Consider the following 15,946-nt stretch of genomic DNA (forward strand, 5'->3'; position numbering starts at 1 on the left):
AGAACAAGGTCGAATAGCACAATTGGTTACATATCTCCCGCTCAATTTGAGCAGCTATACTACCAGCAGGTGGCTTAACTTAGTGACGTCCACTTTCTTGACAGAAGAGCAGGTATAACGCTAAAGTGTTGAAATACGCAGGAAACTTCGATTTTGGAGCTTTTAACGTTATGCACGCATAACGTTATTGTTCAGCCGGTCGTCCATTAGCACTAATTAGCGTTTTCCCATAACGTTATTTAAACTGGTTGCGTCATTTAATGTCTTTTGGGACAGCCTCTTTATTGAAACCTATACTATTTGACGAACCAATCATCCAGACGTTGGCTTTGAATTGGTATTTCTCCCGTCAGCAGCCAATTCACGGCATGTAAAACAAGTGGTGAAGCATTTTCAACTGTACATTCCCCTAACGATACCCAACTTGCTCCCAAAGAATCTTGCCCCTCGAATAACTCCAGCTTCGCTGTTATCTGTCCACCTAGATAGTCTACATCAAAAAATAACGCTACATGATGGATATGTGAAGTTCCTCGCTTAGATAGTGCATAGGGGACTACATAATCACAAACGCCTACTTGCTTCTTCACTTGAACCTCCACCCCAACTTCTTCTTGAATCTCTCTGTGAAGAGCTTCAATGACGGTTTCTTGAGGTTCAATTGTGCCTCCTGGAAGGTCGAATCGCCCTGTATAGGGGCCGCCACTTTTATGAATCACAAGAAGCTTCCCATGCCTCTCACAAATTCCGTATACGCCCAAATGACGATGCCACTTCTCCTCCACGTCGCCCCCCCCCACTTTTCAGACTATTGGTCACCTCTATAATAAGCAAACACTTGCTCAATCGGCTTAAAATACAAATGTCCATCTTCCCATGGCTGAAAATGCAGATCCATGCGTGAATCGTTCCAATTCTCAGGGGTTCCCTTCGTGTTCAAACGACCCGCTACTTCCGGCTCCTCAATGACTTTCGGAAATTCCTGATAACCGAATAAGAGATTCTCATGCATCGCAATAATCTCATATTTATCACCATGGAACGCACGCTCTTCTTGCAGCTGATAATGGTAGTAGATGTAACTGCTCATCATCTCTGGCTTCAAATGGGCAACTCTCCCTATCCGAGACTCGACAGGTTCCTTCCGCAACCAGTGTTCATAGCTTGCAGGTTCATTAAAGTGGAACACGTCGATCATTACTATCCACTTTCGAGGCTCATCTTGTCCAGGCCAATCTTGTAAGAACGGGACCACAGCCCCTGCGATTTCATCGGGTAACACCTCTCTGTTTATACACTCATAATAGAGAAATAGATTTGTCCGCCAAATAAAAGCGGCAGCGGTCATGAGTTCTCCCTGTTCCACTAGCTGTTGAGCTTGTTGGTTCAACACCAACGCCTTCAGGCCACTATCCTCTTGTCCTATCTGCCATTGCGCCCGATACATCCTACGTTGAATCATTAATTGCTCACCTCGCGTCGTATTTGAACACCAAATCTAACTCTGCTAAAATAAGTTCATCTCTACCAAGGGGGGAACAGACTTATTTTACTTAACTTCTACCATACTTCGCTTAAGCTGATCGTTGCCCTGATAACTGCCCTTCTAGGCGGATACGTATTTAAACTCTTACATATTCCCATTCCTTGGCTGCTCGGGCCTATGATTGCGGTATTACTAGGGTCGAATCTATTCAAAAATCGCTATGCTTGGCCTACGCCCATTAGAAACGCAGGACTCATCATCGTTGGATATACCATTGGTCTTTCGATGACGGCAGCCGCATTGCATGAAATGGCCGTCCAGCTACCTTCCATGTTGATCATGACACTTCTACTTATGCTGCTTTGCGCCATACTTGCCTACTTGATAACCAAGATGTCCAACATCAACTACAAAACGGCACTTCTTGGCAGCATACCTGGTGGTCTCACCCAGATGGTCATCTTGGCGGAAGAAACGGAAGGCATCCAGCTAACCATTGTGACTGTATTACAAGTAATCCGACTCATGATGATTGTTGTATGCGTACCTTTGCTGGTTTTTAGCCCGCTCATGGGCAATCACAAAATCGTTGAAACAGTAATAAACAGCGTTACCACTTCGACTGCGAGCTGGGGATCGCTGATGCCGAATATTTTTCTATTTGCCGCGGTAAGTATCGGCTGTGCACTTCTAGGAAATAAAATTAATTTCCCAACTGCGTTCTTACTTGGACCCGCATTCAGTACGGCGATCTTGCAACTTACCGGTATTCATGGACCCGCGCTGCCCACCCCTATCATCAATGCAGCCCAAATCATGATTGGCATTCATGTTGGACTCATGTTAAAGCCAGCTCAATTAACGCGTAAGCTTCAAATTATTTCGCTGGCGATTGGCAGCAGTGTTGTGCTTTTATTTGGATCATTCGGACTAAGTTATGTCTTTATGAAGCTCCATGCTGTATCCAAATCTACCGCCCTGCTTAGTTTAGCTCCAGGTGGCATGGATCAGATGGGGATCATCGCTCACGAAATCAATGCGAACTTATCTGTCGTTGTCGGCTACCAGTTATTTCGCACATTTTTCATTTTCTTCGCAGTACCGCCGCTATTGCGCTTGATATTCAAATACAGTGCTGCAAAAAGAGTCATTCGAGACACCCCCTCCTAGGGGGCTGTTTGGCATTTCAGCTATTCGCGCCGGTAGGCTTGTTCATGGTACTCCGTAATGTAACTGAACAATTGCCTGCCGTCATCTTGTTGGGGGAACTCACCTATGTTCAAATACATCGCCCTGTACGTTTCTGGCACCCAAATGTAGGTATGTACATAGTCAGTTAACCGAAATCCAGCCTTTTCCCAGAATCGAATTCGCTCCGCATTCTCTTTGCTTAGCTCAGCCTCAACTTCAATAACGATACCATGACAGCCTGCTGTATCTGCCCACTTACGTATGTCACCCATACATGCCAAACCCACTCCTTGCCCACGCTGAGTGCGTCCAACAGCGATATAGTCGATGATAAGTACGTGTGCCGCTTGATTCCAAGCAGTCAACGCCATCGCAATCACATTTGAACCTTCACGCCAGGTGTGCAGCATACAAATGCCTCTTTCGAACATGCTCTGAATGAGCGCACGATTTTTTCTTCCATGTGCTGGAAAAGCTTCCTCATAAACATGCTCCGCTTGCTCCCATAAGTCTTCATTCCAAGAAGTCGTTATTTCATAGATCATCCAATTCATACTCCCCTAATGCAAAGTCCACTGCAGATTGGGCATGAATTCTAGTCGTATCGAATAAAGGAACCGCAACATCCCCTTGCGATAGTAACAACGTGATTTCTGTGCAGCCCAGAATAACAGCTTCTGCCCCATCTTGGACCAACTGATTGATAATCGTGATATAGGATTGCTTCGATTCTTCACGGATGATACCCAGACATAATTCCTCATATATAATCTCGTGGACGATTTTCCGTGAAGCTTCGTCAGGCACGATGACATCTAGTCCATATTTTCGCACTAGATTACCTTTATAAAAATCTTGTTCCATCGTAAACGCTGTGCCCAATAAGGCTACTTTCTTTCTACCTGATTGAACAATTTTCTTCGCTGTTGCATCCGCGATATGCAGGAGAGGGATGGCTACTGCCTCTTCCACTTCTTTGGCCATCTTGTGCATGGTATTCGTGCAAATGACGATACAATCCGAACCCGCAGTCTCCAGTTTGCGAGCCGTATCCACCATGATTTGGGTTGCTTCGTCCCACTTCCCCTCATGCTGGAGCGTCTTAATCTCATGAAAATCTACCGAGTACATCAGACTTTTGGCCGAATGATGGCCGCCTAATTTCTCCTTTACACGCTGATTAATGATTTGGTAATAAAGTAAAGATGATTCCCAGCTCATTCCACCGATTAACCCAATTGTCTTCATCCGTGAACTCCTCACCATCAACTATTTCCTAATATAATAGCAGAAATTGGTCCTTATGATAAAATGGAAAGTAGCATTCATCTTTATGAAGGCTTATTTCTCATCGGAATACCCTTTCTTAAAAATGCAACTTTTTCCTTTTTCTGGCGTTTAATGAGTGTTACTACTTCCTAATAAAGGAGATTTAACCTCAATGAGACGCAAATCAATTGTAGGACTCGCAACGTTACTAGGTGCGGCTATTGCTATCATTCCTCTGGCTTTAACAAACGTTCATGCAAACGATCTCCCTGTTGGAACCGTCGTTGGAAGCGTGCTTACAACAGATATTCGCGCTTTCGTAAATGGCAGTGCCATCCGTTCGATGAATATTGACGGCAATACTGCTGTTTACCTCGAGGATTTGCGAAGTCACGGCTTTCACATTGCATGGGAACCGAATCAGCGCCAAGTTTCCATTTTCCCAGACCCCAACGAATTAGATCCATCAAAGAGCGATCCTAACCTAGGCTTTACTGGCTCAGGGATTGGCATCAAAATCGCCGATGTGGTCGCAACAGATATTCACACATTTGCCTTAGGCAAAGAGATTCCTTCCTACAATGTAGAAGGCAGAACGGCCGTGTTTCTGAAGGATCTCTCACCGCTACTTGGCGGACTCACGTGGAATGATCAACTACATACCGCGTCCTTCCTGTCGGATACTACTTTGGCTGCTGATCCACGGGCAGTCCAGAGTGTCGAATACCCCTTACAGGTAGAACAATCGTCGAACACTCACTTTACCATTCAGTTTAAGGATGACGGTCTTTATGTAGGAGACTCTCTTATTGGATTCGGGCAAGATGGCAGAGCGATGCTCTCGGTAACGAAAATGGCACAATTACTTACCTATCAGACGGAAATCCAAGATCTTGGACTTTATTTGTCTGACAAAACTTACGGTTTTCGCATCACCCCGCATCTAGACACAGTTAGTTTATATTGGTTCAATGGTGAAACCAACGAGGTCAAACTCACTTTTCCAACGATAGAACGCGCTGGTGAACTCTACGTTTCTGAATATGATTTAAAACAATTATTCGGTTATTCCGGTAACTGGCAATCGGAGCTGAAGCAATTGGATATCGATTATGCCCATTTCGATGTGAAGGATTTTGGCGTTTCCACACATACGAATAACTATTTGTACACCTTAAAGGGATTATATGTGGGACCAAGTCGTATGGAAATGCCGACAATTTCTCTGTTTGTCTCTCGGGACGGTACGAAGTTCGGAGGTAATTCTGAGACTTCGTTAATGGAACAAACGTCGGCAACCGGATCGCCGATATATCAATTCTCCTCATCTGTGCAGCTTGATTTAGGTAACAATGACATCCAGATCGTCTACCACATTGGGAACCGTATTATATACAGTAACGCTTTCGTCAACTCCCTTACACCACTGTTGCTGAACCCGGTTATTAATTACAGGGATTTGTCGAATGGCTTGGGCAGCTTCAGTTCGATCACCTTGGATTCGCCTGAATCCGGACTCATTCACTCTGATAACGGCAACATTGAGCTCAAAGGGGCTGTGCTTAAAGCACAAGGCAGCGGATTACAAGCTGTCATCGAAAAAGAAGACAACGGAACCTGGATTGAACCAGAGACAGCTCTCATTCCTTTTAAAGAGGAACGATTTGCAGCTTCGCTGCCGCTAACGCATGGAACGGGGCGGTATCGGGTCACACTTCGATCTAATTTATCTATTCCTTCTCCAAGACAAACTACAACCTACATCGACGTTGCTCGTTTCTATGTTGATTACCGAGAGAACCTCCCCGGCATTCAAGGCATGCAATCATCGGATGGTCTGAGCTGGCGTGATGGGAAGCTGCTGCAGACATCGGATAATGGTCTTTCTTGGCAGGTGGTCATACCGGATGGGATTGCTGACAAAGATCGTCTGCTCACTGCTAAATTTGAGGTACCTGTCTGGGGCTATGCGGTTTATCTCACCGACGATCCGCAACCAAATCTCATTGCCACTCATCAAGTAGACGATGGAGTCTGGGAATCGGTCGTACTGCCTACGACAGAAGCATGGGAAACGTCCGCTGATGTTAAACCGATCGTAGCCAATCTCTACACGGATCCCGCTTATATCATGCTGACTTCATCAACTAAGGATAATCACACGTTAAAATCACTTTACCGCACCGATGACCGTGGTAAAACATGGATACGTGTAGGGAATCTAAGCCCTGACATTTCGGGTTCCCCAACTGGCCTCAGTTACCGCAATGCGAAAGAGGGCTGGTTAACCACCTTGAAGGATGGCACCAACCATATCCCGCTATATCGCACGCAGGATGGCGGCGAAACCTGGTCGATGCAGCATGTCGACGTCCCCATCGATTTGCAGAAGGGGTATGCTAACGCTTATCCCCCTGTTTTCGATCAAGAAAGCAATTATCACGCTATTTTCATCGCTGAGTTCGTACAGGACAATACGAAAACCTATGTCATTTATGAATCGAGAGATGCTGGCGATACCTGGATCCCGCTCCCTTATCGATTACATGATTTACAAGACATTCCAGTCCTGCACTTCGATAACTTGCTCATGGGCAGAGCTCTTTCTCAGGATGGCAAAACGATCTACACGATGGATACCTACAACCGTACAGACTGGCAAGCAATCAAGCCCAACATTTCGTTGCAAAATGCTACCCAATTTCACCTGCGCATGAGTGGTTTTGGCTGGGTACTTATAAACGGCAGTGTCTTGGTGACGAAAGATGGTGGTCGGACTTGGGAAGAACCTGGTGTAACTCGTAATTAATCAACATATAGAAAGAGGCTGTTTCAAAGTCGTTCTAGACTTTGAAATAGCCTCTTTCTTCCACCACTTAAAAAACAAACGAAGATCGCATCTTCTTATCCATCATCGCTTTAATCTCATGGACTAGTTGAATGGAAGCTTCAATCTCGACTTTTCGCGTGGAGACACTCTCAACACTGCATCCGATGGGAATTCCTTTTTCCAATCCAAATTCGAATAATTCTTCGAATATTTGTTGTGATACCGCTACTGATTTGTCCAGAACATCATGGGAGTATTTCAAATCATTTTCCAACCATTTCGGGATGCTGATCCCTAGCCATTTCATAAATTCTAACGTTTTGGTTGATCCGCAAGGCGCAATATTCATCAATATTGGCACCATGTCTAGCTTATTTTCTCTACAGTAGTAATAATAATCGGATAAGAAGTTTTTGGACGCTTCCACATTATAGGTTGCTTGAGATATGAAGAAGCGGCTTCCACTCGCTATCTTGCTGACCATTCTAAGATGTTCATCGTCTTTTTTCATGTGTCTTTCCGGAATGACAACGGCACCTAAGGTAAGATTATTGTTCAGCTTCTGACTTAACGCATAAGCTTCCGGAAGCCCCATATGAACTTCTTGATGACTAGAGGACGCGCCAACAAACACGGAAAACCGTTCTTCCTCATGATCGGCCCTAATCCAATCTGACAATTGTTCCTCCGTATATTTACCAACACAGCGATAAATAATTTTGGGAACCTTTAACTTGGATAAATATGCCTTACTGTAAGTCGTCGGATCAACGGTTTGTAAATACGGGAAAGGCCGATCTTGATCAATCCGATCACTTTCTTCCTGCACATCGTAAAGAATTAAGCCATCTATTTGAAGCTTCTGAAGCCGCTCACATTGCTTTTGTGAAATTTCAGCCATTTTCTCTAGGGATTGTGTTTCTTTCGGCGGCGTCATCCCATAGGTAAGGATACCTGTTTCTCTTCGCAGTATTTTGTCTTTTAGCATATGTGTCACAACCTTATCTCTCTAATTCCCGAAAAAATGAAATCATAGCAAACTACTCGGTATTCTATAGTTCGACCCCCAAATACCGAATTCCTCTTGGAATCGGAATACCTGTTAAAGGAACTTACTTCGCATAAAGGCCAAACTTGCTGCAAACTCCTTCTCTGGATCATGCACCGTACACTCAGCGGAAATCATACCTTTATACCCGGATGCATGCAAAGCCGTAACGAATTGATCGTAGGGATACTGTCCAGTCCCAGGGGACAATCGTCCTGTATCGGCAAGATGAATATGTTGGAGCCATTCTTTATTTTCGATCAGGGTAGTGATTGAATCCTGTTCTTCATCCATATGGTAGAAATCAGCCAAAACCCGTATGGAAGGATGATTTACTTGTTTAGCAAAAGCCACCGCCTCAGAAACCGTGTTGATTATGTTAGATTCCTTGCGATTCAAAGGCTCTATTGCCAATGAAACACTTGTATCTTGGAATTCTTCACCGATGACAGAGAGTAATTGAAGCAGCTGTTCCTCTGCACGATTGCGCTCCCAACCGTCCGGGATTTGACGTGCTTTTCCACTTCCCAATACGGCTGTCTGAGCTCCTATCTTATTTAAAGCGCTTGCAGCTTTATGAACATAACGACGGATGCGTTCTTCATCCGCTTCTGGACCTACCACTTTTAAGTCTCCAGGAAAAAATATACTGAAAGCTTGCACCGGCAGTGGACTGTTCACGTACAAAGGAAGCTTGGTGTTGAAGTCCGCCTCATCTTCTAAATTTAATGATACGAGAGCGCATTCCATATAATCGAAGCCAATACGTTGAAGTCTTTCCGCTTCCTGAATTCCACTGCACCATCCAAATGTGTACATGTCCATTCCTCCCTATCGTTACTTACTCTTTTAATATAGCAAAAAAACCAAAGAATAGGATCATGAATTTGTCCAATTCTTTGGCTATTTTATCTATAAGGCATTTATGGTTCTCGCTGCTCCGCAAATCCCATCCTACACATGGAATAATTGAAACTCGCTTGCTGAATTTTATCAGACAAGTCCCATAAATTATTCAAAATGCGAACTTCCACGTTTCTTCTAAAGAGCTCTCCAAACAAATCTCGAATTTCAACTTTATGGATAGGTAGTTGTGACTTCTCACTCACATAGTACCCAGCTCCAGGATCTAGCGAGTAAAAATCGGTTGAATCAAATTCGTACAAATATAGCGTTGTCTGCTTCATAATGTCAAACCATTTGTGCTCGATAGCAACAACGTGCATCGATGACTGCGAGGAAATAAAGTGTCTTCTATCTTCATCAGAAGTGGTTTCATTGCAATGATAGGTCACTCTTGGACAATTCCGAGGTGTCAGAAAATTAGGTAGGCATTGTTCATTAATCGCCCATACTAATCCTTTTTCTGGATCCAAGTCTTTTCTTGTAGGCATTCTAGGGTTAAAAATAGCAATGTCTTTCTCTTCGCTTACGTGAAATAATTTCACCTATGCTCCTGCCCCCAATCATCTAGCATTTACATACTTCTCCGCTGCATCAACTGTGTGTTTCAATAAGGTAGCTATGGTTACGGGTCCTACTCCCGCAGGAACAGGTGTAATCGCTGATGCCTTTACGCGACAAGCCTCATAATCAACATCTCCAATGTTGCCTGGATTATATCCCGCATCCATCACGACCGCTCCTGGTTTAATCCAATCTCCTTGCACAAAATTCGGTTTACCAACAGCCGCTACCACAATATCAGCTAATCGAACCATGTCTCCCACATTCGACGTCTTTGAGTGACAGATGGTTACCGTCGCGTTCCGATTTAATAGCATCATAGAAACTGGCTTCCCCAGAATGGGACTTCTGCCAATCACCACAGCGTGTTTGCCCTCTATGGGAATCTGGTAATCATCCATAATGGCTAGGATAGCCGCTGGTGTACAGGATGGAAAAGCAGCAATGCCGAAGGCATTTTGAGCAAAACCTTGTGTCGTTACGCCATCTACATCCTTATCCATATGAATCGCTTCAAATGCTGCCCTTTCATCAATTTGATGAGGGACAGGATGTTGCAGCAAAATCCCATGCACACTTGGGTCAGCATTCAGTTTCTGAATGGTTGCGATTAATTCTTCAGTCGTTGTATGCGCGGGTAGCTCAACACGAATAGAACGGATACCCAGTCGTTTACACGCATTTCCTTTCATTTTCACATAAGTAGCTGAAGAAGGATCATCGCCAACTAAAATCGTCGCTAGGCAAGGTGTGACCCCTTTCAAAGCTAACTGACTAATTCTACTTATCAGTGCCTCTTTCATGTTCGTTGCCACCCGATTACCGTCCAAGATTACTGTTTCCACATTCATCTCATCATTCCTCCCAAGGTAAGAACATAAAGAGGTAAGGGGAATTCCCCTTACCTCTGCCCAGGCGTACGGCTATTATCGGTGTGCTCCCTCATGGTTACCCATGCTCCGCCAGTTACACATCGTTTATTAATAGGTATATCATAGCAATCCATTCCCTTATGTTCAACATGTTTGTCAAAAAAATGACTATAAAGATGCTGGTGACAGGAAGAACGAATACCACAAATTCGTCATGAATACATCAAGCACAACAAAGTAGAAAATCTCGAGCCCAACATTTCGTTCAGATAGACCTCTTCGCCATAAGCGAGTTACACCATAAGAAATTACGGCAAAAATAGCGAGTAACAACAAGCCAGCCCACACAGATTGCAAGACATCTGGCATGACTTGCAGAGCTATTGATTTTCGAAAATCCCCGATAAAAAGGGCTTTGACGATGAGATACATCGCAAGGGATATCCCAAAATGCCGCTTGGCATGCTCATCATAATGATATTGCCAAAATACACTGATAATGACTAAATAAAGGCCAGGTAGTAAAATCCATTTTAAGCTTATAAGTGCTGTGAGAACACCAATCCCCCAAAAAAGCGGTAAGTTTCCAGCTGCTTCTTGCAAATCCTCTTTGCCTATGTGATTCATACGCTCCAAATAAGGTAGTTGATCTGTGGCGTAATACACGCGATAGGACTCCGCATTCACGGCATCCAGCCAAACAGCTAAGGAACTATCTGCTCTAGTCGCTAAGCTCGGGTAGGACGCGAAACCACTGAATTGACTAATCCGAGCTGAATCTCTCAATTTACCATCCTTGAAACTAACTTTGTACACCTCTTGACTCGTTTGACGCCTATTTTTCTCATAAACCGACGATACCACAAGGGTTACTTCACCAGAAGAAGATTGTGTGAAGTTGGGATGCAAAATTGTATCCGAATCGCTCTTTGTCGAGACAGGCAGATTGATAACATCATCTACCAACTTATCTGGTTGACTCGAAGGGAAGGTGAGCAAGTGCAACGTGCTCTTCCCAGATTTACGAGAACTCGTCGTATACACCGTCATCATTGATGAACCATCGACAGCCAGCGCTATATCATCTAAACTACTCGTTGCATAATCGACATCCTTTAACTTGCGCTGTACAAGCGGTTTCCAAGTTTCTGATGCGAGTTGAACGTAGTGAAAAGATTCATTGCCTTCTTGACTGACTGCGTAGACGAGTGAAAGACTGCCAGACGCATCCCTATGACCTTGGATATGTCTGATATTGGGGATATCCAGCTGGGACCAAGTTAGCTTCTCATTCGGATGAAAAGCACTCACATACAGCGTTGTATCATTGTAAGCTAGTAAGATGCTGTCCCCTTGTGCACTCTTTACCGTTTGAACAGCCGTGATTTCATTGTCATTTATTATACTCATCGGTGACCATGAACCGTTCTTCCATTCGCTCGCATATAGCTTATTTCCGTTCCCAATCCAGACCACATGATCCTTATCCAACTGTCTATAGGAACGAAACGGCCCTTCCGTAGGCAAGCCGCGCGTTTCCGAACTGCTCTGCCCCTTATCATCAATCGTGACCCATTCAAGCGTTTTTCCTGCCAAATACGCAAAGCTGCTATCGCCAACCATTTGCACGGGTTCACCGACCGTTGCTGTTTGCGTTAATTCCGTTGCACGACCAAAAGGTTCAGGATAAGGCTTTACATTTTCATTCGCCAACATGAACGTTTGAATCAAGCCGATGACGATGATCGCCGCCAAAAAAGGAACATACGTGAACAGCTTCCATCTTGATTTTTTCACTTCGTAGTAACCTCCAAAACTTTCATACTGCCCTAGTAGTTAAAATGATTGCCTAATAAGAATGATTGCTGCGCATTAATTTTCCATTGTTCAATAAATGCGTCACCCAATCATAACATTGATTCAATTGATCTTCACTAATTAAATCAGAACGGTGCTCAAACATGATCTTCACTTGATCATTTTGCTCAGTAATGATCGCGAGATAATCCTCGATTGGAGCCCAACCGTCTCGTTGATCTAACTCTGGTAGGACAGGATGACGAGAATTGGTAATAGAATCCTTGATTTGCACCGTACTTAGATGAATCGAATAGGCAAAACGCGCAAATTTATGTATCACTTTTCTAGCATCAAAGTATGGATCTAACTTTTCCTGCAGATACAGTCTCGCTGTATCCAGACAGATTTTGATGTGGGGATACTTCCCTAATAGCTCCTCAAGAAAAGTCGTCTCATAGATGTATCGATTCAACGCATCAAATTCAAGAACAGGAATGAAGCCATACGTCTTGCTTTTCATAGTCAACCATTGAAAAAGCACTTCTGTTCTTTCAATTAATTCTGTAAGTGTCATCTCAGTTTCAGACAGATACTCCGATTTATCAGAGAATCTCCACGTACGCCAATCGACTCGATCATCCAGAATAACTGGCTTCGGATAGTGAAAAAGGATGTACGTTGGGTTCATGGAAGCAAGGTACTCCAGCTCACTCTGCACCCAAGCATAGGCGGATTCTCTCATTTCAGGCGAATTTGCCAGAAATAAGGCATCTCGCATTTTAGATATATGAGGACGTAATGGAAAATGAATACCCACTTGAAAATGGTTACGCTGCGACGCTAGTATAAGCCTGTGCCTATCTTCTTCTGTCTCAATTAGGCATGCTTCAATGCCGAAAAAACCTTTGCGGAAATCCCTCTTCATTTTAGACTCATCAAAACTACCATATTGACCAATCAGGAATCGATTCCTCACAAGCATCCGTCCTATTCTACAAATTCAAAAATAGAATCTACTATGATCGGCAAGTTATCTCTCAAAGAAACGGCACCAAAAACCGATCTAGCGTGCACGCCATTCTCTCCAAATACATCCAACATGAGATCCGAACAACCATTCAACACTTTGTGATGTTCCTCAAATTCAGGGACTGCATTGACAAATCCTTGCAGCTTCACCACTTGTTTAATGCGCGAAAGAGAACCTACCGCAGACTGCAGAACGGCTAGAATCTCAATTCCAGTTAATCTAGCAAATTCATATCCATCTTGGGTCGAATAGTCTTTCCCTAGTTTTCCCCTCGGGTTGCCTGAAGGGCCTTTTCCCGAAACGTACAATAAACCGTTCACCTTCACAAAATTAGCATATTTCGCTGCTGGTTCACTTGCTATGGGTAGGACGATTCCTAGGGCTTCTAACCTTTGAGCAATGGTTTGTTCGGACATATGGGATCCTCCTACGCTGTTGTGAGATTATCTTACTTATTATCGATTCATGGCCCAGAACTCAAGCTCTTTATCTGGTACTGACCATTTGAGTTTTTTTGGAGCGTGATGTAAAGCTTACGATTTATAATCCAACCATTCTCAGTTCGTTCACCACCCCCAGCTAGGATGAATTCCATGGATGCCGGTAATATGTCGTAAGAGACAATAAAGTAGGTGTCTGCATCTTTATGTAAAATTTGAATCTCATCATGAATCTTATACTGTAAAATTCGTTTACTCGCGGATACCGATGACTGCTCATCCAATTCTAATTGTTCTGCAAATAGTTTCTTTACAATCGGCTTCAAATCATCTTGTTGTTGGATACTCATCTCACTAGTTGGAGCTATAACCGCATGGGCTGTGCAACCTGTCATACAGCTTACACTTGCAAGTAAGATAAGGGTTCTCAACCACTTCATAGTGTCACCTCGTCTAATGAATAATCGTTGTTTTTATACAACAGAACTAACTTTACTACTTTAGTTAGTATGGCCAACAACCCATATTTTAACAATTCACTTCATTAGACGAGGTGTAACATCGATAAGTTTCACAGTAATCTCACTTATTTACAAACATTCATTGGACTGGATAAAATAACCGGGCCAAGTTTACCTGTTTTCCCATTGGAGAGTCGAATCACCATCGTGCTTTTCGTTACATCCGCTGTAATATCATCCAATCTTCCTGCCCAAGTCGGCCCTCCATCTTGAGGTGTTGGGTACAGTTTGAACCGCCAACTAATCTCATTCGGAATAAACGTAAATCCTTCATATCCATCGTAATCTCCAAGTGTTGCGGGGACAGGTAAGTGATTCGCATGCATGCTGATACTGGTGCGAGGAAAACTTGGTGTGAGCTTCACTTTGTAGACGAGCGCCCCTCCTTTGGCATTCGCATTGTCCATAGCGATAGGCTCAAGCACTGCACTGCAAGGCATGGGTACTTCGGCCTTACTGCATGCTGGACGAATCCACACACATCCCACAATCAACGTAACCGTCATTATTTTCTTCATCACTATCCCTCCATCGGTTTCATATGGTTATTTTTCCTACTTCCCCGATTTCTATGACGTTTAGGAAAAAGCCACCTCCCGGTGGCTGCTTCCTTTCGATGCGTGGTTATCTTGGAATTACTTGCTCACGTCTTGGTCCCACCGAAACGGTTGAAATCTTCACCCTGATGGCAGATTCTACGAAATCGATATAGTTTCTAGCCTCCAGCGGCAGGTCTTCCATGCGTTGAACCTGAGAAATATCGCGTTTCCATCCAGGCAAACGAGTCAGTATGGGCTTTGCCGAGTCCATTACCGCTGTGACTGGAAACCGATCAACGATCGAACCATCTCCCAGTTCATATCCGACACAGACTGGAATTTCATCCAAGTAGCCTAATACGTCCAAATTGGTTAAAACCACACTTGTCGCTCCCTGTATCATACAGCCGTATCTTGTGGCAACGAGATCCAACCACCCCATCCGTCTTGGACGCTTGGTATTGACACCATATTCACCAGCGTCGCCCCCACGACGACGTAATTCTTCCGCTTCGTTCCCCTCCAGCTCCGTGACGAAAGGTCCCGCTCCAACGCAGCTAGAATAGGCTTTTACTACCGCGAACACGTTCGTTATCGAACTAGCAGGTAGACCTGCACCAACTGGAGCAAAACCTGCAAGGGTCGAGGAGGATGTCGAGTACGGATAGATGCCATGATCAGGATCACGCAAGGCTCCGAGCTGTCCTTCCACTAGGATGGACTCTCCCTTTGCATTCGCTTGTTGGAGTAGTGTTGTCGTATCACACACATACGGAGCAATGTGTTCAGCCTGCAACAGCAGCTGCGCCATAAGTTCATCCACCTGAATGGCCGGCTGTCCATAAAGGTGTTGGAGCAACACATTTTTCGATGTGAGCAAATGTTCCAAACGGGCTTGTAATCGATTCTGATCATATAAATCGGCTACCTGAATGCCGAGTTTCGCATATTTGTCGGCATAAAATGGCGCGATCCCACGCTTCGTGGAACCATAACTGAGTGCGCCAAGCCGCTCTTCTTCGAGTTCATCTAAACGTTGATGAACTGACAAAACGACTTGAGCTCGCTCAGAAATAACCAACTTCGGTTGAGGAACACCTCTCCCTGCAAGCGCCTCTAATTCACTTATTAATATATCCACATCAAGAGCCGTTCCCGGCCCAATCACGTTCGTTACATGTGAATAGAACACACCAGAAGGCAGCATCCGCAAAGCGAATTTCCCGAAATCGTTAATGATCGTGTGTCCCGCATTGCTTCCACCTTGGTATCTTACAACGAAGGATGATTGTGCAGCTAAAACATCCGTCATCTTGCCCTTGCCCTCGTCTCCCCAATTCGCACCTACAATTGCAGTTACTGTCAAATTGAACGCCTCCAACACTTGTTTTGTCTTACACCGCTTATTATAATGGCTCTAATGACATTAGAATAATTGATATAAGTAATATCA

General features: G+C 44.2%; 16 protein-coding genes and 1 riboswitch. Of the genes, 2 read left to right on the forward strand and 14 right to left on the reverse strand.

The annotated features are described in order from the left end of the window. Window positions 1–296: 296 nt before the first annotated feature. Together AC58QT_RS05575 and AC58QT_RS05580 are read right to left on the reverse strand one after the other, a co-directional pair. Window positions 297–785: an NUDIX hydrolase gene (locus AC58QT_RS05575; RefSeq protein WP_497408095.1), complete on the reverse strand. Its 489-nt coding sequence runs from the start codon at window positions 783–785 to the stop codon at window positions 297–299. A gap of 23 nt (window positions 786–808) precedes the next feature. Next, window positions 809–1,462 (reverse strand): hypothetical protein, encoded by a 654-nt coding sequence (locus AC58QT_RS05580; RefSeq protein ID WP_497408096.1) that lies wholly within the window; start codon window positions 1,460–1,462, stop codon window positions 809–811. A gap of 132 nt (window positions 1,463–1,594) precedes the next feature. Between AC58QT_RS05580 and AC58QT_RS05585 the strand changes: the two genes are divergently transcribed. Next, a complete protein-coding gene (locus AC58QT_RS05585) occupies window positions 1,595–2,656 on the forward strand; it encodes an AbrB family transcriptional regulator (RefSeq protein ID WP_497408843.1) in 1,062 nt (353 codons plus the stop codon). A 20-nt stretch (window positions 2,657–2,676) separates the two neighbouring features. On the opposite strand, the gene AC58QT_RS05590 is transcribed toward AC58QT_RS05585, so the two are convergent. Both AC58QT_RS05590 and AC58QT_RS05595 read right to left on the reverse strand, forming a co-directional pair. Then, entirely contained in the window at window positions 2,677–3,222 is a 546-nt protein-coding gene (locus tag AC58QT_RS05590; protein ID WP_497408097.1) for a GNAT family N-acetyltransferase, read from the reverse strand. After that, on the reverse strand, window positions 3,212–3,925 hold the full coding sequence (locus AC58QT_RS05595) for an aspartate/glutamate racemase family protein (protein ID WP_497408098.1): 714 nt from the start codon (window positions 3,923–3,925) through the stop codon (window positions 3,212–3,214). Before AC58QT_RS05595 ends, AC58QT_RS05590 begins: the two co-directional genes overlap by 11 nt. 193 nt (window positions 3,926–4,118) lie before the next feature. On the opposite strand from AC58QT_RS05595, the gene AC58QT_RS05600 reads away from it, so the two are divergent. Beyond that, window positions 4,119–6,755 carry a WD40/YVTN/BNR-like repeat-containing protein gene (locus AC58QT_RS05600; RefSeq protein ID WP_497408099.1) on the forward strand — a complete coding sequence of 879 codons (2,637 nt, stop codon included), beginning with the start codon at window positions 4,119–4,121 and terminating at the stop codon, window positions 6,753–6,755. 67 nt (window positions 6,756–6,822) lie between these two features. Here AC58QT_RS05600 and AC58QT_RS05605 read toward each other — a convergent pair whose 3' ends face one another. The 10 genes from AC58QT_RS05605 to AC58QT_RS05650 all read right to left on the reverse strand — a co-directional run bounded on the left by AC58QT_RS05605 (window position 6,823) and on the right by AC58QT_RS05650 (window position 15,859). Then, window positions 6,823–7,764: a methylenetetrahydrofolate reductase gene (locus AC58QT_RS05605; RefSeq protein ID WP_497408844.1), complete on the reverse strand. Its 942-nt coding sequence runs from the start codon at window positions 7,762–7,764 to the stop codon at window positions 6,823–6,825. 114 nt (window positions 7,765–7,878) lie between these two features. Then, a complete protein-coding gene (locus AC58QT_RS05610) occupies window positions 7,879–8,643 on the reverse strand; it encodes a sugar phosphate isomerase/epimerase family protein (protein ID WP_497408100.1) in 765 nt (254 codons plus the stop codon). Between the two features lie 104 nt (window positions 8,644–8,747). Next, complete coding sequence (locus tag AC58QT_RS05615; protein WP_497408101.1) at window positions 8,748–9,272, reverse strand: DUF6886 family protein; 525 nt, start codon at window positions 9,270–9,272, stop codon at window positions 8,748–8,750. 18 nt (window positions 9,273–9,290) lie between these two features. Further along, the gene (locus AC58QT_RS05620; protein WP_497408102.1) at window positions 9,291–10,142 is read right to left on the reverse strand and encodes a bifunctional 5,10-methylenetetrahydrofolate dehydrogenase/5,10-methenyltetrahydrofolate cyclohydrolase; all 852 of its coding nucleotides are present in this window, start codon (window positions 10,140–10,142) and stop codon (window positions 9,291–9,293) included. Window positions 10,143–10,193: 51 nt separating this feature from the next. Further along, a riboswitch (ZMP/ZTP riboswitch) is annotated at window positions 10,194–10,271 on the reverse strand. Between the two features lie 60 nt (window positions 10,272–10,331). Further along, window positions 10,332–11,960, reverse strand: coding sequence for a hypothetical protein (locus AC58QT_RS05625; RefSeq protein WP_497408103.1), 1,629 nt, complete (start codon window positions 11,958–11,960; stop codon window positions 10,332–10,334). 52 nt (window positions 11,961–12,012) lie between these two features. Beyond that, window positions 12,013–12,939: an apurinic/apyrimidinic endonuclease family protein gene (locus tag AC58QT_RS05630; protein WP_497408104.1), complete on the reverse strand. Its 927-nt coding sequence runs from the start codon at window positions 12,937–12,939 to the stop codon at window positions 12,013–12,015. Between the two features lie 11 nt (window positions 12,940–12,950). Beyond that, complete coding sequence (locus AC58QT_RS05635) at window positions 12,951–13,409, reverse strand: RidA family protein (protein WP_497408105.1); 459 nt, start codon at window positions 13,407–13,409, stop codon at window positions 12,951–12,953. 47 nt (window positions 13,410–13,456) lie between these two features. Continuing rightward, a complete protein-coding gene (locus AC58QT_RS05640) occupies window positions 13,457–13,873 on the reverse strand; it encodes a hypothetical protein (protein ID WP_497408106.1) in 417 nt (138 codons plus the stop codon). A gap of 146 nt (window positions 13,874–14,019) precedes the next feature. Continuing rightward, complete coding sequence (locus tag AC58QT_RS05645) at window positions 14,020–14,472, reverse strand: YoqH family protein (protein WP_497408107.1); 453 nt, start codon at window positions 14,470–14,472, stop codon at window positions 14,020–14,022. 106 nt (window positions 14,473–14,578) lie between these two features. Further along, a complete protein-coding gene (locus AC58QT_RS05650) occupies window positions 14,579–15,859 on the reverse strand; it encodes an adenylosuccinate synthase (RefSeq protein WP_497408108.1) in 1,281 nt (426 codons plus the stop codon). Between the last annotated feature and the right edge of the window lie 87 nt (window positions 15,860–15,946).

The organism is Paenibacillus sp. J31R109 (assembly GCF_059692055.1).